The 21586-nt window shown below is 56.6% G+C and carries 16 protein-coding genes; 7 read left to right on the top strand and 9 right to left on the bottom strand.

Annotated elements, in window-relative coordinates:
• Positions 1-910 precede the first annotated feature (910 nt).
• Entirely contained in the window at positions 911-1531 is a 621-nt protein-coding gene (locus M8T91_RS02555; protein ID WP_301416523.1) for an ABC transporter ATP-binding protein, read from the top strand.
• Entirely contained in the window at positions 1528-2334 is an 807-nt protein-coding gene (locus M8T91_RS02550) for an ABC transporter permease (RefSeq protein WP_301416521.1), read from the top strand. The genes M8T91_RS02555 and M8T91_RS02550 overlap by 4 nt, the downstream gene beginning before the upstream one ends.
• A 148-nt stretch (positions 2335-2482) precedes the next feature.
• On the opposite strand, the gene M8T91_RS02545 is transcribed toward M8T91_RS02550, so the two are convergent.
• Together M8T91_RS02545 and M8T91_RS02540 are read right to left on the bottom strand one after the other, a co-directional pair.
• On the bottom strand, positions 2483-2788 hold the full coding sequence (locus M8T91_RS02545; protein WP_301416519.1) for a hypothetical protein: 306 nt from the start codon (positions 2786-2788) through the stop codon (positions 2483-2485).
• A 284-nt stretch (positions 2789-3072) separates the two neighbouring features.
• Complete coding sequence (locus tag M8T91_RS02540) at positions 3073-8259, bottom strand: DUF748 domain-containing protein (protein ID WP_301416517.1); 5187 nt, start codon at positions 8257-8259, stop codon at positions 3073-3075.
• Between the two features lie 259 nt (positions 8260-8518).
• Here M8T91_RS02540 and selD point away from each other — a divergent pair, with 259 nt between their 5' ends.
• The 3 genes from selD (at position 8519) to cobB (ending at position 13059) form a co-directional block, all read left to right on the top strand.
• Positions 8519-10804, top strand: coding sequence for a slr1591 family oxidoreductase (gene selD / locus M8T91_RS02535; protein WP_301416515.1), 2286 nt, complete (start codon positions 8519-8521; stop codon positions 10802-10804).
• 134 nt (positions 10805-10938) lie between these two features.
• Positions 10939-12246, top strand: a complete 1308-nt coding sequence (locus M8T91_RS02530; RefSeq protein ID WP_301416513.1) for an NAD(P)/FAD-dependent oxidoreductase — start codon at positions 10939-10941, stop codon at positions 12244-12246.
• A 108-nt stretch (positions 12247-12354) separates the two neighbouring features.
• Complete coding sequence (gene cobB, locus M8T91_RS02525) at positions 12355-13059, top strand: Sir2 family NAD+-dependent deacetylase (RefSeq protein ID WP_301416511.1); 705 nt, start codon at positions 12355-12357, stop codon at positions 13057-13059.
• A 378-nt stretch (positions 13060-13437) separates the two neighbouring features.
• Here the strand turns inward: cobB and M8T91_RS02520 are convergent, their stop codons facing one another.
• Positions 13438-13914 (bottom strand): hypothetical protein, encoded by a 477-nt coding sequence (locus M8T91_RS02520; RefSeq protein ID WP_301416509.1) that lies wholly within the window; start codon positions 13912-13914, stop codon positions 13438-13440.
• A gap of 641 nt (positions 13915-14555) precedes the next feature.
• On the opposite strand from M8T91_RS02520, the gene M8T91_RS02515 reads away from it, so the two are divergent.
• A complete protein-coding gene (locus tag M8T91_RS02515) occupies positions 14556-15002 on the top strand; it encodes a CBS domain-containing protein (protein ID WP_301416506.1) in 447 nt (148 codons plus the stop codon).
• A 45-nt stretch (positions 15003-15047) separates the two neighbouring features.
• Here the strand turns inward: M8T91_RS02515 and M8T91_RS02510 are convergent, their stop codons facing one another.
• Positions 15048-16889 carry an SLC13 family permease gene (locus M8T91_RS02510; protein ID WP_301416504.1) on the bottom strand — a complete coding sequence of 614 codons (1842 nt, stop codon included), beginning with the start codon at positions 16887-16889 and terminating at the stop codon, positions 15048-15050.
• A gap of 414 nt (positions 16890-17303) precedes the next feature.
• Between M8T91_RS02510 and mnmH the strand changes: the two genes are divergently transcribed.
• Positions 17304-18401, top strand: coding sequence for a tRNA 2-selenouridine(34) synthase MnmH (mnmH, locus tag M8T91_RS02505; RefSeq protein WP_301416502.1), 1098 nt, complete (start codon positions 17304-17306; stop codon positions 18399-18401).
• A gap of 63 nt (positions 18402-18464) precedes the next feature.
• Here mnmH and M8T91_RS02500 read toward each other — a convergent pair whose 3' ends face one another.
• The 5 genes from M8T91_RS02500 to M8T91_RS02480 all read right to left on the bottom strand — a co-directional run bounded on the left by M8T91_RS02500 (position 18465) and on the right by M8T91_RS02480 (position 21530).
• Positions 18465-19394, bottom strand: a complete 930-nt coding sequence (locus M8T91_RS02500) for an SDR family oxidoreductase (RefSeq protein ID WP_301416500.1) — start codon at positions 19392-19394, stop codon at positions 18465-18467.
• A gap of 13 nt (positions 19395-19407) precedes the next feature.
• A complete protein-coding gene (locus M8T91_RS02495) occupies positions 19408-19791 on the bottom strand; it encodes a VOC family protein (protein WP_301416498.1) in 384 nt (127 codons plus the stop codon).
• Between the two features lie 57 nt (positions 19792-19848).
• Positions 19849-20214: a DUF2750 domain-containing protein gene (locus M8T91_RS02490; protein ID WP_301416496.1), complete on the bottom strand. Its 366-nt coding sequence runs from the start codon at positions 20212-20214 to the stop codon at positions 19849-19851.
• Positions 20215-20360: 146 nt separating this feature from the next.
• Positions 20361-21068: a M48 family metallopeptidase gene (locus M8T91_RS02485; RefSeq protein WP_301416493.1), complete on the bottom strand. Its 708-nt coding sequence runs from the start codon at positions 21066-21068 to the stop codon at positions 20361-20363.
• Between the two features lie 30 nt (positions 21069-21098).
• A complete protein-coding gene (locus M8T91_RS02480) occupies positions 21099-21530 on the bottom strand; it encodes a hotdog fold thioesterase (protein ID WP_301416491.1) in 432 nt (143 codons plus the stop codon).
• Positions 21531-21586 lie beyond the last annotated feature (56 nt).

Here is a 21586-nt window from a genome sequence, read left to right as displayed (position 1 = left end):
AGTTCTCTCACTCGTCGACTGAATTGATCCAGTGAACGACGCTGGGCCAGCTTGTTGCGGTGTTCAGTGGCAAACTCTATCTTAATTCCTTCCTTGTAGATTCTTCACACTAGCCGCCAGGCGGTTTACTTTTTAAGCGCTATATTCAAGGAAAAAAGCAAAAGCTATGACCTGCCTGGCAAGCTAGCCCGTGAACCACAATGTGGTTCAGGCTTCGCAGTCACAATATCGTCATATTACATAAAGTTACATACATGCCAAAACTCCTTTAACAGGATTCACTTAAAGCGCCACCCTTATACAAAGAATTTTTATTATTTTTAGCGAAATTCAATTTTTTGGCATTGATCCTATAATCAATTCTTATATCACAACCTTTCTTGCTAAATCAACAACATGCCATTATGAAAAATTATCTGTATGTTTTGACCTTGTGTGCCTGTTTAAATCACACAAACATTCAATGTCAAAACTCTTCCTGCAACAGAATTCTGACAACCGCTATTGGGAGGTGGACCAATAAGGTACCGGGCTCCGGTATTCTTGGCCGGATTCATACGCTGGGTATTGCAGTAGGCATTTGAGAGTTGGCAGGACTCAACTCGATGAGTGGCTTCAATTAAAAACGCTTCTTCCAGTTCAATTCAATTGTATAAAAAATTTAAGAGCCCTATTTGACGTTAGGCTACCGCAGAACAGATAGTGCTTTTTATCAAATTAAAGTGGTATGTAACAATGCTGTAACTCACCACAGCCTGTTACAAGTTTTGAGATGCAAACTACCACGTAAAACTCTCGAATGTTACAAGTGCGACAGCCAGGCAAGACTTGTCGGGCTTAGTTGAACACCAGATGAGTTACAAGCATTTTGCAGTATTCAACTACATTGTTTGATTATCTGAAACTATTTGTGTCTACTAAATCTATGCTTTCTCTAAACACAACCAATCTTGGTATCGATATTCTTAACAGGGTAGATCTTACCGTCAAAGCGGGGGAAGTCCTGTGCCTGTCGGGGCCCTCGGGCTCCGGCAAAAGCCGTCTACTGCGCGCCATCGCCGATCTGGAGCCACACAGTGGCAGTGCCAGTCTTGACAACAGGAAACAGGATTCAATGCCGGGCCACTGCTGGCGCAGGCAGGTTATGCTGGTACCGGCGCAAAGCGCCTGGTGGTATGAGACAGCCGGTGCACACCTGGCCAAACCCATGCCCCAGGCACTTCTTGCGCTGGGCTTTCCCGAAGAGGCAGACGGTTGGCAGATGGCAAAACTCTCCACCGGGGAAAAACAGCGCCTGGCACTGGTGCGGGCTCTCTCCTACGAGCCGCGGGCTTTGCTGCTGGATGAACCCACGGCCAATCTTGATGAAGACTCCACCTTGAAAACCGAGGCCTTTTTGCTGGAGGTGATTCGGGAAAAACAGTACCCGGTGATCTGGGTGGCCCACAGCCCGGCACAGATCCGCCGGGTGGCGAACCGGTATTTTGCTATTGAGGACAAACGCGTGAAAGAACAGGAGATACCTTTGTGAATGTAATCGACCTGGCCTGGTGGCAACTGGCTCTGGCAGCAGCGCTGGTAGTGGCTCTGGCAGCCTGTACCCACATGGCCCGATTGCAGCTCAGCAGGCCGCTTTTGATCGCGGCGGCACGTACGGCAATACAACTGGCACTGGTGGGTGTGGTTTTGGAAGCCCTGTTCGCCCTGGGCAACCTGTTGTGGGTGAGCCTGCTGGGTGTGGCAATGTTACTGTTTGCCGGCCAGCAGGTGGTGTCACGACAGAAGTATCGCCTGGCTGGCGGCTGGAGTTTTGCCATCGGCACGCTGTCTATGCTGATCTCCGCCTTTAGTGTCACCATACTGAGCCTGGTGGTGCTGATCGGGCCACAACCCTGGTACCAGCCCCAGTACTCTATTCCCCTGCTCGGCTTGTTGCTCGGCAATACCATGACAGGCATCGCGCTCGGGCTGGACCGCCTCACAGAGAGCGTGTGGCGCTCGCGGGAAATTATCGAGAATCGCCTGATGCTGGGGGAGACCTGGGGCAGGGCCTGCATTGAATTCCGCCGCGACGCCATGCGGGCGGGCATGATGCCAACGATCAATTCCATGGCCGCTGCGGGTATAGTTTTTCTGCCGGGCATGATGACGGGGCAAATACTGGCGGGCACCTCCCCCACCATCGCAGTGAAATACCAGATATTGATTTTGTTCACCATTGCCGCAGGCACCGGTTTTGGTACATTTGCTGCCGTCGCCCTGTGTACGAGACGCCTCTTCGATACACGCGAGCGATTGTGTGTGCACCGCCTGGTGGAAAGCCGCCATCGCTGAATTCAGATTGGCCCCGGGATGAGTGCTATTTTAAGCGGGGCTGTGACCGGGCAGCGCAAGACAAGAGGCGCATGCCCCTATACAGACGAAATAGGCAAGGTGCCATTTTGGAAGCGAACCAGCCTGAAACCGTCGCACACAGGGGAATTTAGCGGCCGAGCATCAAAATAACCGCCGCGATCACCAGGCCCACCAGAAGCACCCAAACGCCCCGCAGCATCAGCGAACGGGCGTACTCCGCCTCCTGGTATTTCAGCGCATAGGGGATGCCGGTAATCGGTCCGAGAAAAATTGTTGCTATCCCCCAAACCCAGCGCCGATTGCCCAGGGCCGTCAGCGCTGCCATCAGCCCGCCAAACCAACACAAAGTGACACCAATCACGCATACCACCAGTGCGGTAATGGACCACCATTGATGGGCCAGAAAGATTTCTACTATTTCAGTTTCAGTCACGATCTGCAGACACCTCTATTTACCCCCTGAGCCCTCCGGTATCAATCACTGCGGGCACAACTGACAGTACTCACGAAACCTGGCCGCCTCACCCTCAAGTCAGTACCCACGCAAATTGTATAGCAACCCTCAGGAGGGACAAAGAGGCCCAGCTTGAAACCTGTCCTTCAGATAAGTGACCACACACTTGCACGACAGATTCCCATGCCTGTCAAAAGCGATCAAACAGCTCTGTGGTGACTCCTAACCAATCCAAGTTTCCAATAGACTGAAATTACCACCAACTAGTTTGAAAACTCCACCCTGGGGTCCCCAAAATCCCGGCCCATATAATCCGGTGCACAGGGAATCAACTCCGCTGCGGGTATGCCCGCGTCAATCAGGTATCGCTCCACCTGGCGGCTTCGCTCCTGTGCCAAGCGCTCAAACTCCTCCCGCAACATGATCGGCGGGTACCGATAGAAATCAGCAAGCCTGCTGCGATTGCCATTCAGTCCCAGTGTAGAGTTCGGATAAAGGGCATTCCAGTCCCTGGCATTGGCGATGCCACAAATACCCGGGCGTGCCTCCGGGTGCTTATGCAATTTGACCACCATCTGCTGCAACTGCGCTAGAGCCACATTACTCAAGTGCGCACTGCCGGGGGCGAACTCTATGGAATCGAAGGACTTGGCGCGAAAGCGGCCCCAGGCCAGCTTGGCCAGAAGGTAGATCCCGTAAGGTGTAAAATAACTGAACAGGGCGTCCATAATGGCCTTTTGCAGCACATCACTGAAGACATAGTTCAATGAAAATTTCGGGTCTCGGATATCTCCGGTTACGGGCATGCTAAATTTCACATTCCCCTGGCCATCCTTTAAAAGCCACAGGGCCACATTCAGGGGAATAAACCTGGATTTGACCGGCAACTGATCATCATCGCGTACACGCCGGATTTTGATTTTCTCCAGTTTTATCTCTGCCAGTGCATTTATCTGGTTGTCACGAATCCGGATGTCCATCACCGCATCCATTTGGCCCTGCAATATCTTGTACCCGAGCAGTCTGGCCATATAGGGCGTGGCCGGTATCAGATTGACATTGTCGAGATAGCTTGTCAGCTGGGCATCCCATCTGCGCCCACCCAGGTAATCGACAGTACCGCTCAGTTGTATTTCCCCAAATCCGCCAGGCCTGCCATTTGCCACCACTATTGCGGGTGGGTGCTCACCGAGATTGCTGATATCACTGACATTCAGATTGATATCCCGAACCGGTAAACGGGCCCGGAATTCATCCCGGTAATCAATCCAGGTAAAGGTGCCGTGGCGCAGGTAGACATCATGAATATGATAGAGAAAAGGGGGTGTGGTTTGATTCCTGAGATGGATTTTATCCCCCCCGTCGAGCCCTCGAAGTTCGGAGATCTGCTGTACGAGGGGGAATGCGCCGTAACGATTGCGCAGGAGGATCAGTCGCGGACGAAAAAAATCGACAGAAGCTATATTCAGCAATCCGCGCAGACGATCAAACTGCAGGGCTTCAATCTGCAAAAATCTGAAATCGCCGGTCCAGCTGTGGCGATCATAGTCCGGTGTGGTTTCCTCTCTCGGGAAAAAATGGAAATGGACTGCCTCGAGCCATTCAAAGCGCCACTCTCTCCTATTGGCAAGAAACCGGGACAGGTGGAGACTCTCCCCTTCCGCCAAAAGTTTGCCCTTGCGGGAAAACAATTCAATCCCATGAATATTCAGCACAGTAATCGCCAGTCCATCCTCAGCCGCAAACTGCCCTTCCAGTGCCAGCGTCCCCAGGGTGATACAGTGATTTCCCGTTTTAAAATAACTGTAGGGTATGCAACTGGATATCTTTCGCATATGCAACTGCTGAGCGATAATCTGACCAGAAACAAAGCGCAGCTTTCCGAGCAGCAGTTTTTCCACCTGTAACAGTTTTGCCGGTAAATCCCTCGGAAAATCCGCCGCACTCAACCGCACACCATCGGCGCGAATATCCGAGAATATGGCCCCCCTCCCTTCCGGCAAGTCCAACCGCTCAACCCCACCCAGGCTGAGTGGGCCCGCCCGATAGCAGGGCGCGAGGGGGGAGTCTCGAAACAATCCGGCTGGCAGGCAACCGCTGACAGCACCTGCCTGAAACAAAAACTCCCCTCCCACAGAGGGATTCTCCAATTGAACACGGGCTATCCGCAGTGGCGCTCTGCCCCTCTGCGCCAGGGAAAGACCAACCAGCTCCAGTGAACCGTCAATCGCAAATGGTCTGCTCAGGGAAATGGTTTGCGCACTGGGAATAGCCAGTTCATCGAGCCCATAACAGCGTTGGGTATCCCCCGGCCCGGCCCGCTCAAGCAATTCGATGCTGACTGTTTTGCCGGATTCCGGTGTGCATACACGGGTATTGAATATCCGCAGACCCGTCACAGAGAAGTGAACACCGCTTTTCCAGATAAAGCGCTGCCAATCCAGTTGCTGCAAGCCCGCCTGCAAGTAGTCACCCTCTTTCTGCCAGAAAGCGATTGGCCGGCTTTTCACTGGCCCCAAAGACACGCGAGCCACATCCGGCTTGAGTCCGATCCGTATCGGGTCTCCACGAAATGCCAGTTGGGGGGTTTCCACGCAGTCCGCGATCGGTACCCCGCCTGCTCTCTGGCGCAGCAGAGTTTCAAGGCCGCAAAAAAGTATATTGTCAATCTGCAGGTTGTAGAGATCGAGGGTATCGGGGGAAAACGCAATCCGCTCTATGGCCAGTGCTTCAAATTGCCAGAGGGGCTGTGCCCGGAGCGCAGTTTTTAACTCTGTTTCACCCACAGAGACACCGCTGGTGCCAATGGCATTCAGATTCCGGCTCAACACACAGCGCGGCAGCTGGTTCGGGTAGCGGACTCTGTGGGGAAGGCAGGCAAAAAGGGATTCTATCGACCACTTTTCCATTGTAACGCTGGAGACTTTGTTCCCGTTGCGGGACCAGTTCAAAGCCAGCACCGGTATCGAGAGCTGCTGGATCTCCAGGTTTGGTCTATCGCCCGGTCCCAATAGCTGCAGCTGTGCCAGTTGGGAACCATCCAGGTTCGCGGACGCCTGCGCAGGCTCCACCTGCACATGGAACTTTTCCCCCAGTTGCAACTGTTGTAACACCACGCAGTGGATATTCAGGTGCAACACCTCTTGAGTAGCCGGCAGGCAGGCGTCCAGGCCATCCAGGGAGAAATTCGGCAGGGCGATATAACTGCTGCCGAAAGGAGATGTGGTATGGCGTATTCTGGCGCTGGGCAGCGCCAGGCTGGACAGGCGCAACAGAGACTCACCCTGCGCCGTGCTTGCCAGGGCACGCTCGACAGACAACCCCGCAACAGCGATATCCAACCCGTCCTGCCAGGCGACCAGCAGCGGGTGCTCCTGGCGCAACTCGCGCAGGTCAAAACAGACCGGCATGCGCCCGGGCGCCGACGATGCCCGGTAAATCAGCCGCGCCCAACTGCCCGGCAGGCAGCCATCCAGCCGCTGCAGAAAATGTTTTTGCAATCGGAAGTTGGGCGCATCGACAGAAGCCGGGGCTGTCTCTTCGCTCTCTCGGTCCAAGCCTTCGGCCTGGGCATCCAAACGGCCTTTTTCCTTGCCGAAATCCACCTGGCCTGCCCCAGGCCCCTGGCCCGCACCCACCCAGGGGCTCTGTACTGCGGTGCGCCGGTAATACCCTTCGCCAATAGCGAGCTTCTGCAGTAAAAGCCCATTGTTGCCCTTCACCGAGTCACTCAGCATCAATCGCTGTAACTGTAATTGACCGAAAATGGCATAGCTATCCGCTCCGGGTTGCCAGGCAAAATTGCCGCGCCCGCCCAGGTTATTCAGCTCCGCGCACAGGGGTTGCCACCCTCCTGGCAATAGACCCCGCGATAGGCAGCCGGAGAGAGACTGCAGGGTAAAATCCGAAATGGAGAAGGGGGTACCATCAGCCAGGGTATCAAAACTGCGCCATTTCAGTTTTTGCAGCTGTAACCGCTCCTCCCCCAGCCCTTCCAGTCTCAAGTGCGCCAGGCTGAGCGGTCCGCTGGCAACCCCCCAAGGCACATTTTTTGCCGTCGAACCAAACCGCACTGCCACCCTTTCATCACCGAGCAGACCACCCAGGCGCACGCAGTGATCCGGCCTTCGCCACAGTGCACCGGAAACGCAGCCGTTGGCGCCGTCGACCTGCAGGCTGGCTACCGCAAGAATGCGGCTGACAATATCGAATTCAAGCGGACCGAAAACGGCCTGTTGTACCGTTAACGGGTTATTGCGCGGTCGAACCATGTCCAGATAGTGCATCTGCTGCACACGGCTGGGCCCGGTGGTTATCTTGAGACGGTGGCGCCAGTCAAACGTGGTGGTCTCGGGCAATTGCAGGGTCTTGGCGCGAAAACAATAATGATGATTGGTGTTGCGCAAATGCCGGGGGCACCAGTCGAAGTCGGTAGCGCCTGCCTGGCGCCAGTGCAGACGCTTGATCGAGCGATCATAATCGAATGCATTCATGGCGATAGTCCCGGCTCCCCAGTCCTGCCAGCGCTGATCACTGCGCCGCAGCACCACGCCTTCTCCGCGCGCACGGTGCCAGCGGGCAAGCCCTGTCAGGCCAAACCCGAACTTCAGGTCGCCCTCGGCGGATAGATGGCGCGCAGCCGCACAGTGCCCAATCAGTCTCTGTAACCCCCTCAGGGCATCGGCCCATTGTTGTGGCGGGCAGCTGGCGAAAAATGCCACGCTGAGGGATTCGGCTTCTGTGCGCAGACTGGGCCAGTGGAAATTTCCCTCATCCAAAGACAGGTGTGCCAGAGTGGTATTGAATTCGGGTGCCCCTTTTATTTTTGCCAGCAACTCCTGCAGTTGGATTTCCTCGGCGGCAATCGTCACTTTGAGAGGCGCCGCGCCTTTGCGCCACAAAGCCAAGCGAAAATCCCGCGCGTGCATATTGCCAATTTGGGCACAGGTGGGTGCCGCCCATGCGGGGCGATGTCGATAACAGATTTTGCTGTCTTGTACCTTTGCCCGGCCGATAGCCAGATGAAAATCGCGATCCCTGGGTTTGCCCCGGCCCAGATTCCAGCCCCCCACCTCCCAGACCCGCCCCGATGCACCCTGGGTGGATTGCAGATCCAGGTAAGCACCGCTGACCGAAGCGCGCGCCAGTTGCACGCGCCCTCGCAGCAGCTGCCACCAACTGTAATCCAGCATCACTTCGCGCGCAGAAAATCCCTGCCCACGACTGTTGAAGGCGCGCGCATCCACCACAATGACCCGCAAATTCAGAGGGGATACCCGTACATAATCGGCGTGAAAATCCAGGCCCCGCCGGGCAAGCCATTGACCGGTCTTATCCCGCACAAGACCCGAGGTGGCGATGGATAGGCCCTCCATCAGCAATAATGCACCAATCAGCCACCACAGAAGACGGGTAAAAAAAGTGTTTTTTTGGACGAACTCTGGTGGCATTGAAAATAAGCGCCCCTCAATCAATCCAGCGCATGCGGCAACGGGAGCCAAGCCCATAAAGTAAAGACCAGCACCTGTGTATTGTTTTACCCTGGCGCTACGATTCTCGATAATAGTGTGCTGCGTCGCGCTATGGGTCGCATTCGGCGCTGTGCTGTCTACTATTTATGCAGAAATGTCATCGCGCAGCGGAAGAGTTTGGCTGGCGGGTAATTGTTTGACCGCAAGCACCATGCCATCAAGTTGTCAGCGAGTGAAAATGCAGAAGTACCCGAATTACCAGGATATTGTTCTGGTCGGCGGCGGCCACGCCCACGCCATTGTGCTACAGATGTGGGCGATGAACCCGCTGCCGGGCGCACGCCTCACACTGGTTTCCCCCCAGGTCCAAACTGCCTACTCCGGCATGTTGCCGGGGTTGGTGGCCGGCCATTACACTCTGGACGAGACTCATATTGACCTGGCACGTCTCTGTCGCGCTGCCAGTGCGCGTTTTGTGCAGGCATGTGCCCACCAAATTGACCCTGTGTCGCGTAAAGTCTCTTTGCTGGGACGCCCGCCACTGGAGTACGACCTGCTCTCCCTGGATGTCGGTGCAACTCCAGCGCGGGAACTGCCCGGCTCCGAGCTGGCAATGCCCATCAAACCCATCGGGCACTTTTTCCGCTTCTGGCAAAAGCTGCAGGAGCAGGTGCAGAAAACCCATGCCCCCCTCAAACTCGGGGTAGTGGGCGGCGGCGCCGGAGGCTGTGAACTGGCGATGGCCATGGCTCATGCGCTGGGGGAACAGGTGCTCTCCGGGCAGGTGGAGATACACCTGATCCACGCCGCGGACAACATACCCCAGGACTACCCGGCCCTTGCCCGCAAGTTGACCATGCGCGAGTTAAACAGACTGGGAGTGCACCTGCACCGCAACTGGCCGGTAACAGAAATTACCGAACCGGGTGTGCGCAACGACCGCGGGGAATTGCTGGAGCTGGACCGGGTACTGCTCTCCACCAACGCCTGCGCCCCCCCCTGGCTGGCTGACTCCAGACTGACACTGGATGAAAAGGGATTTGTGCTGGTCGATCGCAAGTTGCGTGCCCAGGGGCGCCAGGAGATCTTCGCCGCCGGCGATGTGGCCAGCTTCTCCACACAACCGCTGCCAAAAGCCGGTGTATACGCTGTGCGCCAGGGCCCCATCCTGTTCCACAACTTACGCGCCACCCTCACCGGGCAACCATTGAAAGTCTTCCGCCCGCAGAAGCGTTTCCTCAGCTTGCTCTCTTGTGGTGGCAAGCGCGCTATCGCCGTGCGCAACCGTGTCGCCGCGGCCGGGAATCTCCTGTGGCACTGGAAAGACCATATCGACCGCACGTTTATGCGGCGCTTTAGCGATCTTTCAATGCCCACAGAGGAAATGCCGGCAGCGCAACCGCGCGAATTGCTGGCGCAGCGCGCCGGCATTTCACTGTCGGGTATGCGCTGCAATGGCTGCGGAGCGAAAGTGGGTTCAGAAGTCTTGCGCCGGGCCCTGGAAAAATTACCGGTGCAACAATCTGACTATTTACTGCGCGGCGTGGGTGACGATGCCGCCGTTTTGGATTTGCCCGCAACACAACTGTTGGTACAGAGTTCGGATCAGCTGCGCGCACCGGTAGCGGATCCGTGGCTATTTGGGCGAATTGCAGCCCAACATGCCCTGTCGGACCTCTTTGCCATGCACGCCCGCCCGGTGAGTGCACAGGCACTGGTCACCCTGCCCACTGCAGCGGCAGAAATTACCCAACGCGACTTGCAGCAATTACTGGCCGGTGCCATTTTTGAGCTCAACCGCCACAACTGCGCCCTGTCCGGGGGGCATACTGCCGAGGGGGCGGAAATGCAGTTGGGGTTCACCGTCAATGGTCTCGCCGAGCGCGATCAATTATTGGAAAAAAGCGGCGCCCGCGCCGGGGACTGTCTGATACTAAGCAAACCCCTGGGTGTGGGTACCATTCTCGCCGCCGAAGGTATGGGGGAAGCCCACGGGCGCTGGGTGCAAAAAGCCCTGGACAGCATGCTGCAAAGCAACGCCAGCGCCGCTGAGATTTTCGCGCAAAACAGCGCCAACGCTCTCACCGATGTCACCGGCTTCGGGCTGCTCGGACACCTGCTGGAGATGCTCAGTGCAGATGGTCTCAGCGCCTCCCTGATCGCCGAGCGCCTGCCGCTGATTCCCGGCGCCGCATTCTGTATTGAACGGGGCTGGCTTTCCAGTCTGCAACCGCAAAACGCCAGCGCCTACGCCTTTGTGGAAAATCCACAGGAGTGGCAGTCCCTGCCCCACTGGGCGTTGCTCACAGATCCACAGACTTGCGGCGGCCTGCTCGCCGCGATACCCGAGGGCAGTGCGGAGAGCTGTGTCGATGCACTGCTGCAAAGTGGCTGCGCCCAGGCGTCGATTATCGGTGCAATCTCCCACTCAAGCCGGGCGCAATCCCGGGTGCGCCTGTACAGAGATGGCGATTGGCGCCAGCTAACCGCGCGAGACAGCGAGGCGGAACAAAGCCAGGTTTGAGTTGCCACTGGTATCAATACGGGAGATACTGGCGCAAAAACAAACGCTGACACAGTAAAGTGGCAGCGAGCGAAGAGGTCTTCACAGCATGGGGAAGTCGGCTTTCACAGCAATCGACAGGAAGACCAGCCACCATGAAAAACATTGTCATTGTCGGCGGCGGCGCCAGCGGCCTGCAGCTGGCCACAAGACTCGGACACTATTTCAATCCCCCCCGTCGCTTGTGGCGACGGCGCAAGCCGCCTTTGGCCCATGTCACCCTGATTGATAAAGAGCGCACCCATATCTGGAAGCCTCTCCTGCACCAGGTCGCCGCTGGTGCGTTGGACGCCAATATGGCTGCTCTCAACTATCAGGTCCACGCCCGCGCCAATGGCTACGAATTCCAACTGGGCAGTTTGCAATCTTTGGATCGAAAACGTCGAACCGTTGCGCTCAGTGCAATACTGGATGATCAGGGCAACCAACTGGTACCGGCACGCAAACTGGCATACGACTACCTGGTACTCTGTATCGGCAGCCTGGGCAATGATTTCAATATCCCTGGCGTGTACCAGCACTGCGTGTTTCTCGACAACAGTGAGCAGGCGCAAAAATTCCACCAGCAATTGCTTGATCATTTCCTGTGCCTGGAAACCCATGTGGAAGAAAAGCTGCGGATTGCCATTGTAGGCGGCGGTGCCACCGGTGTAGAACTCTCCGCGGAACTGGTGGATGCGGGCAGGCAAATAGGGTATTACGGCCGTATCGGAGCGGATGCCATCGAGATCACCGTGATTGAGGGTGGCCCGCACCTGTTGCCGGCCCTGCCCGCACGGTTGGGCAATAATGCCGAGCGCGAATTGGGCAAACTGGGCGTTCGGGTGCTGACAGGTTGCAGTATCGCCCGCGCCAATGCCACCGGCCTGACCACCCGGGATGGCGAGGAAATTCCGGCAGATATCCGCGTCTGGGCCGCCGGGGTCAAAGCGCCGGAGTTTCTCACCCGGCTGGATGGCCTTGCCACCAACCATCTCAACCAGATTCAGGTGAAAACCACGCTGCAAACCCAGAGCGATGCGCATATCTTCGCGATGGGCGACTGTGCCAGTTGTATCGATGGCCACGAACAGCGAGTGCCGCCCCGTGCACAGGCCGCCCAGCAGATGGCAACGCTGGCGGCAGACAACCTCATCGCCCTGACAGAAGACAAACCTCTGAAGCACTTTTACTATCGCGACCGCGGTTCCCTGGTTTCCCTGAGCAAGTTCACAGCAGTGGGCAATCTGATGGGGGCACTGGTGAAGGGCAGCCTCACCGTGGAGGGGCGCATTGCGGGCTTTGCCTACCGCGCGCTCTACCGTATGCACCTGGCGGCAATACACGGCTGGCCCAAGGCCATGTTGCTCTACCTGGTCGGCCAGGCGAACCGGGCAGTGAGTCCCCGCTTAAAACTGCACTAGCCATAGACCCTGACCATCCAACAGGGCGTTGTTACCGGCATGTACCGCCCGGCGCGAACACCGTAAAATTGCCAAGGGTTCCTGAGCGCGCCAACGAGCAACACAATAATGCACTATCAACGTATCGTTGTATTGACCGGTGCCGGTATTTCCGCAGAGTCGGGCATCCGCACTTTCCGCGGGGCCGATGGCCTGTGGGAAAACCACCGCCTTGAGGATGTGGCGACACCCGAGGCGTTCGCGCGGGACCCGCAGCTGGTGCAACGCTTTTACAACGCGCGCCGCAGACAGCTGCTCTCCACACCTATTGCCCCCAACGCCGCCCATCGCGCACTGGCGGAATTGGAAAGGGCGTTTGAGGGCGAATTTTTATTGGTCACACAAAATATTGATGATCTGCATGAACGGGCCGGCAGCCTCAAATTGATTCACATGCACGGCGAGCTGCGTAAAGCCCGTTGCAGCACCAGTGGCGCGCTGTTTTCAATCGACGGCGATCTGAAGGTGACAGACCATTGTCCCTGCTGCAAACGCAGTGGCACACTGCGCCCCCACGTCGTCTGGTTTGGGGAAATGCCCCTGCAAATGGACACCATCTACGACGCCCTGAGCCGTTGCGACCTGTTTATCAGTATCGGTACCTCCGGCAACGTCTATCCGGCAGCCGGCTTCGTGGAATGCGCGAATCGGGCGGGCGCACACAGTGTGGAACTCAACCTTGAACGCAGCAATGTGGGGGACGCCTTTGCCGAACACCGCCAGGGGCCCGCATCAAAAATTGTCGGCGCCTATGTGGACGAGCTGCTGAGTTAGACCGCGAGCAGAACTTCTGTTGAGGGGGCCACACCCCGACCCGACAGCGCGCAGCGGCCATTTTCAACACAGCAGCAGATCACATTCTCCGCGATCCAAATAACCATTGAAGGGCAATCGTATTCACTCGTCGCCCGGCTCACCACCGGGCAGCATTACCAGCCAGGCACACAGCCAGTACGCCCGAAAAAACACAGACAGAAAAATACGCTCTGTCAAAAAATCGGCACACAGTTCTGCGCAAGAAGGTAAGACAAATCAGTTTATACGCCTTGGAAAACACCATTGGTTATCCAAAGCTAAAATATAATAAGAAGAAAAGTGGCGGGAAATACCCGGCACCGGCCAACCGGTGCCGGGACGGCAATCACATCCGGGTTAAATCTTCCATTCCCTTACGGTGTCCAGTCCATATTCATCGATCCACTGATTCAGGCCTTTTGGATTGCGCTTTTTCTTTTCTACCGTGGCACCGGTGTAAGGGTTGCGGTAGTGGCCGGTTTCCAATTTGGGCTCGGCAGTCTTGTTTGCCGACACCACGCGACGAGCTCGGCGGGGGGCGCCCCCTTCTCTCTTCAGATGACGGGCGACGCGAGACTTCAAGGTCTGGACATAGTCCGGTGCGTCTTCATCATTCAACTGAGAAACCAGCCATTCAACAATCAGATCGCCACGCGCTGTAAAAAAATCCTCTTCTTCCATGCGATATTCAGCGGCCAGGTTCACCAGCGCCTTATCGAAGGCAATGACACCCTCTTTCCTGCGTTCTGCCTGAGCCATTTGCTCCTGCAGTTCCTCAATTTTTGCCTGGTGTTCGGCGATTTGTTGTTCAAGTTGCTCATATTGCTGAAACATCCAATAAACCTCAACTACGGTTATTAAAAAAACAGGGGTATTTCTGTGTCGTTAAACGACACTGAATCGGGTTCCGGATATCCGAAATATAAAAGTCATTCAACAACACTGCAGGCAGGTTAGAGGCGATATAGCGGTATTATTTTCGGCAACTTACACAGCAGCCCAAACCAAAAGCAGATACTGCAACGCTGGTGGACCCCAACGCTAGATATATCCGACATCCGGTGGATAATGAATAACCGCCCTTGAAATACCAGTGTAATCAAACTGCATTGTCAGTATTGCAAAAACGCCCGCCGACACCTAGTTGTGCTGAACCAATATTAAAAACCAACCGAATTCCGTCAACATACCCGAATCGCTGACGATTACTGTAGTTTTCGGCCAGGGCCGCGAATAATAATGTTTTGCTGGCAAATATCAACTCTTTACCACCCATTCACTGAATATAATACCAATCTTCTTCCCTATGGGGACTGAATAGTAACAAAGGCGGGCTTATCTCCTTCAATAAAGGATATTCATCCGGGCTTGTATTCGCTATATTGTAGCAGCAGTCACCAATTGCAAATAATCAATCCGGCTTTTGCCATTCCCAGCACTTATTGCCAAAAACAATTGGATAATCACTCTTAACCATGTCAAGCCCCCGCCATTCCCACCATATGCCCACTCTGGCAGCACTGATGACTCCTTTTCCCCACCATATCGATATGGAGGCCACAGTCGAGGAGGCCGTGGCCATGATGGAAGAACACGGGGTGCGCCATTTGCCGGTAACCCGCTCGGGGGAACTGGAAACCGTCATTTCGAAAGGGGATATCGAAAGGGCCCACGCCCCCGGGCACCGCCTGGAGGAGCAGCAGCTCTACGTGCACGACCTCTGTGCACGAAGACCTTTTGTTGCAGATATCCACGATCCCCTGGACAAGATCCTGCTGGCAATGGCCGATACGGGTATCGGTTCAGTGCTGGTGATGCGCGAGGGAGAGCTGGTGGGCATTGTCACAGTGACTGATGTGCTGCGTTTCTGCAGCAAGTATCTGGCGGAGCTTGCCCAGCCGGTGGACGACTCCATTGCCTGAGTCCAGGCCCAGACCACCGGGCCTGCCTCCACTGTAGCCGGTGACTCACAGGGGCCAGATCCACAGCAGCATGGGAATGCCGACTGCCACTACCAGTATCTCCAGTGGCAATCCCATCCGCCAGTAATCGCCGAAATCAAAGCCACCCGGCCCCAGGATCAGGGTGTTGTTCTGGTGACCCACCGGAGTGAGAAAAGCACAGGAAGCGCCAATGGCCACCGCCATCAGAAAACTGTCCGGATTCGCCAACAGTTGTTCTGCAGTACTGAGGGCTATGGAACACATCATCGCTGCAGTAGCCACATTGTTCATAAAATCCGACAATGTCATGGTAATAATCAGAATCAGCGCCAGCGCCAGCACCGCGCTGCCCTGGGCCAGATTATTCAACAACACCTCAGCAATGAGGTCTGCCGCACCGGTGGACTCCATCACCTCTGCCACGGCGATCAGGGTACCCAACAGAACGATCACCGAACCATCCAGGGCTCCGTAGATATTGCGCAGAGGCACGACCTTCAGGGCCATAAAGGCCAGCACACAGGTCGCAAACGAGATGGCCGCAGGAATCAGGCCAAAGGCGGCGCCAGCCACCGCCAGTGCCATGGCAATCAGTGCAATGGCGGCTTTTTCCTTGTTTGGGATGCTGATATCTCTCTGCGCCAGAGGGACACAGCTCTGCTCCCGGGCAAAACTGATCAGATTGTCCTCGGCTCCCAGCATCAGCAGTGCATCTCCCGCCAGCAGCGGTGTGGAGTGCACCCTGCGCACGGAGCGGCGCCCCCGACGTGACAATGCCAGCAGGTGCATCTGATAGCGGGCGGGAAGGTGTAGAAACTGAATGGCGCGACCCACCAGGGGGGAGTCGGGCATCACAACCAGTTCGCACAACTGCATCTCTTCATTGTGATAGGCGTATTTTCTTTTGCCTGCGCCTTTTTCCCGTATTTTGCCCGCAGGTAAGCTTTCCCCTTGCCGCGATACCTCCCTTTCACTGTCCGGCTCCCCCGTCATTTTCAGACCCAGGCTGGACAAACAGGTGGCGAGAGATTCAGGCTCCGCCTCAATCAGCAAAATATCCCCGCTCAGTACCCGGTGCCAGGGGGCGGCCGGTGATATACGGGCATCGTTGTGTACAATACCCACTACCTGGGCATCCTCGGCACCGAGCATCCTGCCAATCTCACCCAGGGTCCTGCCGGCGGCGGCACTTTTTTCTCCCACCAGTGCCTCGGTCAGGTAGGTGCCGGTATCAAAACTGGTTGCACCGGCCTGGCCACGGGCCGGCACCAGGCGCCAGCCAACCAGGCCGATAAATGCCACACCCACCAGGGCCACTACCAGTCCCACCGGGGTGAAATCAAACATACCGTAGCTGCCAGCGCCGGCATTCGCGCGAAAACCCGCTACCATCAGGTTCGGTGGCGTGCCGATCAATGTGGTCATACCACCCAAAATGGTGGCAAATGACAGTGGCATCAATATTTTACCCGGCGCCAGCTTTTGCTTTTCTGCCATTTCCGCAGCTACGGGCATCAACAGCGCCAGTGCACCCACATTGCTCATAAATCCGGACAAAAATGCACCGAGACTCGTGAGCAGCAACATCGCCACAGTGGTGTTACCGCTCCTCGGTACCACCCGTTGTGCCAGAGCATCCATGGCCCCGGTATTTTGCAGGCCGCGGCTTAAAATCAGTGCACAGGCCACGGTGACTACAGCGGGGTGACCAAAACCGCTGAAGGCTTTTTGCGGGGGAATCAGGCCGGTAAACACACAGGCCAGCAGCGCTGCCAGTGCCACCATGTCGTGTCGCCACGGACCACGGATAAACAGTGCAATGGTCACCGCAAGGATGCTGAGGATCAACAACTGGTCAAGCGTCATGGATTGGGATGTCCTGCGAACGGCAGCCGGATAATATCCCCCGGTAACCATTTCAGAGTACACTGGAAAAAAACCCAAGGAGAGCAGTTTTACGCCAGAACAATCGGCGTTGCCGGATGCACATATAAAAGGCCATCGGCATTTGCAACAGTGTCTCCAGGGCAATGCCTGAGGGCTGAAGGGCCCTCAGCGCTTCTTTATCCCCGAACCAGGACTGCGTGACCTCTCAAGCACTCGCCAGCACCGGAGGCCACAAGCGGGGGGGAAATCATCGAATAACCCCGACTCTTGGCCCGGCATGTAAAGACGTATTGCGTGACCTGTTGAATCGCTGGGTTGATAATAGTGCTCCGGGCAGGTCCCATAGGGGAGCTGTATTCCTGTATACCCAGCAGACCCAATGGGAGAATCCTTTTGCGGCAGAACACCGCGCACTACAAATGTCTTTTCCTCAACGATGTGCCATTACTCGATGTCCGCGCACCGGTGGAATTCTCCCGCGGCGCCTTTCCCTGTGCGGAAAACCACCCCCTGTTGGACAACCGCCAGCGCGAGCTGATCGGCATTGAGTACAGCCGAAACGGACAGCAGGCCGCCATCGATCTGGGCTGGCAACTGGCCACCAGGGAGGTAGTACAGGCGCATCTGGCCCGGTGGGGTAATTTTGTGCAGCGGTACCCCCATGGCTATCTCTACTGTTTTCGCGGCGGGCTGCGCTCGCGCACCACTCAGAATCTATTGCGCGCAGAGGGTATTCACTACCCATTGGTGGAAGGCGGCTACAAGGCCATGCGCAATTATCTGCTTGCTGAGCTTGAAAATCTGAGTAAGCGGCTGCCCATTATCGTTATCGCCGGCCACACCGGCAGTGGCAAGACCGAGCTGATACGAAATGCCGACCGCGCCCTGGACCTGGAAGCCATTGCCCGACACCGCGGTTCCAGCTTCGGTGGCACCGGCCACAAACAGCCTGTACAGGTTGATTTTGAAAACCGGATCAGCATCGATTTGCTCAAGCTGGCACAAAACCCCGGGGCGGTCCTTATAGAGGATGAAAGCCGCCTGATCGGATGCTGCGCTCTGCCGCCGGTGTTACAAAATGCCATGAAGGGGGCGCCATGGGTGCTAGTGGAGGAGACAGTGGAAATCCGTGCCAAACGGATTGTGCGCGACTATGTTCAGGAAGCCCTGCCGCACTTCAGTGGCACAGAAACCGCCGCAGCGGCTGCCCTGGGGGAAGCCCTGCGCAGCAGTCTCGGCAAACTCCGCAAGCGCCTGGGTGGACTTCGCTATCAGCAGCTGGATGCGCAGTTGGCCGAGGCCAACTGCGCCCTTGTGCAGAGTGGCTGTAGCAAGGCCTATGTTCCTCTGGTCGTGGCACTGCTAAAAGAATACTACGATGGCCAATACGACTACCTGATGAAAAAGCGCAAAAGTGCCCCCCTGTTTCGTGGCACGCATGCAGAAGTGAACACCTGGTTGACCAAATCAGGGGTCTCATTGGCCAAATAAGGCTTCAGATTACCCCGCTAAAAGGCGTATTGGGGCGACATTGCCAAACAAAAAAGAACAGCCTCAGGCTCTGTGTGACAACCGGTGTAACCGAAAACGCCGCAGTAATATGCGGTCCCGCAGGCTGCGGGGCAACCAGCGTGCCATCCAGGGTAGCAGACTGCTTCTGTTACCGATGCGCACCAGTGTAGGCGGGCGTTTGCGCAACAGTTCACGCACCAGCCTGCGCGCGAGAGCGCTGGCCAAAGTCGCATTCTTTTGCGATTCCTGGGCGCGGGCCCGCACTACCTCCTCCTCGCGTTTATACAGGGAATCCGGAAGCAGCAGGCCCCGCAGTGACACTTCCGCATGGCGGCCAAACTCCGAAACAATGGCCCCCGGTTGGACCGTCATAACGTGGATACCAAAGGGTTTCAACTCAAGGCGAAGCACGTCTGTCAGGGAGTGCAGAGCCGCTTTGGAGGCACAATAGGCACCGGAAAACGGGGTTGCCAACACGCCCGAAACTGAGCCGATATTACACACAATACCACCGCGCCCGGTACGCATCAGCGGCACACAGGCACGCGCCAGCGCGAGCGGTGCAAAGACATTGGTGCGAAACTGGTTTTCCAGGGAACGGGTATCCAGCTCAAGCAAAGGACCCATCTGGCCGTAACCGGCGTTGTTGATCAATATATCCAGGCGTCCGTAGGCCGTCTTGAGTGCGTAAACCACACGATTGATATCTGCCTGGGAATTGACATTCAACGCTTCGGTAGCAATACCCATATCCGCCAGCTCCTGCAGACTCTCAGGCCGCCGCGCGGTGGCAATCACAATTGTACCGCGGCGATGCAGCGCCAGGGCGAGTTCGCGACCGATACCACTGGAACAACCGGTAATCAGGGCGACCCTGTCCGGGACCACGTAGCCGCGCCCGATTTGCGCGAGGCTCTCCGCGGCAAAACACTGGTCGGAAGTGCGAAAGCTGGATACTGGCGGTTTGTTCAAGGGGTTGCTCCATTTACTGGTCCGACACCTCCGGCTGTGTCTGTGGCTGCTCAACCAAACCAACAATATTGCCAAAGGGATCCAGAAAACTCACCATCAGCACGCCCTTACCGACATCCACCACATCGCTGTGTTGTCGCGCACCCATGGCACCGAGATGCTCAACCTGCGCAGCGACATCCTCAACTGCCCAGTAGGCGATAACGCCATCTGCGCGGCTGATTGCACTGCGCGCATCCGGATTCAGGCCCAGCTCACAATCACCGACACGAAACCCTACATAACCATCGCTATCAACAGTGGGTTTCTGCCCCAGTAATTGCGTGTACCAGGCCCTGGCCTCGGCAATATCCGTGACACCATAGATCACTGTGTGCAGGCCGAGAATCTGCCCCATCTGAGACCCCCTATCAAGTGATTTTTATCCAGCGGCGGGGTGCTCTGGCACTACTTACTACAGCGCTCGCTCCAATTGCTCAAGCAGGTCGAGCGGTTCCAGCTCCACCCCCTCCAACTCGCCGTTCCAATTCAGGCCCACCAACAACACATCCTCATGCATACCGGTGAGCCAGTCGTCGATAAATTCCTCCAGGTCAATAGCGACTGCCTCATAACCGGCCCAGTCATCTGCACAGTGCACTTCGGCAAACACCCGTTGCGACCAAAAGGGAATGACTCCGGTCTGCGGGCGCTTCACCGACTCACACAGGGCAAACCCCTCTTCCCCACGCAGTGCCCAGACACAACCCTGGTCGGCGGCCTCAGGCAAAAAACGCGCACAGTTATCGTCAAAATTGTCGCTTAAGGGTTCGTTTTGCATAGCATCTTCACTGCGTGGATCTACCCGCAGTCTACGTGAGTTTTGCGGGTCGCCAAAGTGCAATCGGGCAGTGGTTCTGTAGAATTTTCCGTCGTCATACCAGTCCTGAAGCCTGTAACCAATGACTCAGAGAAAACCGGAAGTGCCTATACCGTGAGACGGTGGCCGTTGTCTCGCAACCAGCGGCGCAACACCTTGAAGCGCGGACAAACACTCTGCACCAGTTGCCAGAAAGCGCGACTGTGGTTGTGGTGGTACAAGTGACACACCTCGTGAGCCACCAGATAGTCCACCACAGGCTCCGGTGCCAGGCACACCAACCAGTTGTATTGCAGTTCGCCGCGGATACTGCAATGTCCCCATTTGCTTCTGGTACGGCGCACCCGCACCGAGGAAAACGACAATTTCAGTTGATCTGCCAGACACCGGGACTTGTCTGCCAACAGGTCCAGCGCCTCTCGCTGGTACAGGCGCTGCAGGGCCACCTGAAGCCGATCCGGGTCTGGCGCACGCTTGCGGGTGTAAAGGCGGATGGATTCCGCCCCGATACCGGTGCTTTGGACACTCGCCGCCCGCTCCAGGGGCAGGGATCTGCCCAACCAGGGAAAGCACCTGCCAAAAGCGTACGTATATTCTGGAACTTGCGCTGCGCGCTGATTGGCAGCGAGCAACTGGGTGCGCACCCACTGGACATTATCCTGCAGGAACTGGTGTCCATGGCACGCGGCACAGCGCTGGGGAATGCGTACCTCCACGCCGGACTCTGCCAGCACCAGTCCCAGCCGTTTGCGCCGCGGAGAACGCACCAGGCGATAGGGAATATCCTCAAACAGAAATTCCTTTACCCCGGTCACCGCCGCCACTCCCGCAGGGCTGCGCAGGGTCTAGCGGTCGCCACGGGCCACCACGGCGATAGTGAGACGCGAAATACAGCTTAGCTTGCCATTGGGCGCATGAAGCAGGATTTCCCAGACCTGGCTGGTACGACCCAGATGCACAGGACTTGCACGACCGGTAACCTCCCCGTCCGGTACCGGGCGCAGGTGGTTGGCATTAATCTCCTGGCCAACGCAGTAAAACCGCGCGGTATCCACAAGCAGGTTGGCCCCCACGGAACCCAGGGTTTCCGCCAGCACGACACTGGCGCCACCGTGTAAAATGCCAAACGGCTGGCGCGTGCGATGATCCACCGGCAGCCTGCCCTCGAGATAGTCATCACCGATTTCTGTGATCTGCATGCCGAGATAACCGGGCATACAGGATGCAATCCCTTGGTTTAACGCTTCCAGTGTGGGTTTACTCTGCCAAATTGCCATCAAAATAACGCTCTTGAAAAAATCCTTGACCGCGAACTGCGGTAATTCGACACCCA

It is taken from the genome of Microbulbifer sp. MI-G, assembly GCF_030440425.1.
Taxonomy (GTDB): domain Bacteria; phylum Pseudomonadota; class Gammaproteobacteria; order Pseudomonadales; family Cellvibrionaceae; genus Microbulbifer; species Microbulbifer spongiae.
The sequence above is the reverse complement of the archived record's forward strand: the minus strand, read 5'-3'. Positions and strand labels throughout refer to the sequence as shown.

Bases quoted from the DNA above. Each gene is read 5' to 3' on its own strand.
- M8T91_RS02540 (WP_301416517.1), bottom strand. From the start codon at position 8,259: ATGCCACCAGAGTTCGTCCAAAAAAACACTTTTTTTACCCGTCTTCTG.
- selD (WP_301416515.1), top strand. From the start codon at position 8,519: ATGCAGAAGTACCCGAATTACCAGGATATTGTTCTGGTCGGCGGCGGC.
- M8T91_RS02530 (WP_301416513.1), top strand. From the start codon at position 10,939: ATGAAAAACATTGTCATTGTCGGCGGCGGCGCCAGCGGCCTGCAGCTG.
- cobB (WP_301416511.1), top strand. From the start codon at position 12,355: ATGCACTATCAACGTATCGTTGTATTGACCGGTGCCGGTATTTCCGCA.
- M8T91_RS02520 (WP_301416509.1), bottom strand. From the start codon at position 13,914: ATGTTTCAGCAATATGAGCAACTTGAACAACAAATCGCCGAACACCAG.
- M8T91_RS02515 (WP_301416506.1), top strand. From the start codon at position 14,556: ATGTCAAGCCCCCGCCATTCCCACCATATGCCCACTCTGGCAGCACTG.
- M8T91_RS02510 (WP_301416504.1), bottom strand. From the start codon at position 16,889: ATGACGCTTGACCAGTTGTTGATCCTCAGCATCCTTGCGGTGACCATT.
- M8T91_RS02495 (WP_301416498.1), bottom strand. From the start codon at position 19,791: ATGGGGCAGATTCTCGGCCTGCACACAGTGATCTATGGTGTCACGGAT.
- M8T91_RS02490 (WP_301416496.1), bottom strand. From the start codon at position 20,214: ATGCAAAACGAACCCTTAAGCGACAATTTTGACGATAACTGTGCGCGT.
- M8T91_RS02480 (WP_301416491.1), bottom strand. From the start codon at position 21,530: ATGGCAATTTGGCAGAGTAAACCCACACTGGAAGCGTTAAACCAAGGG.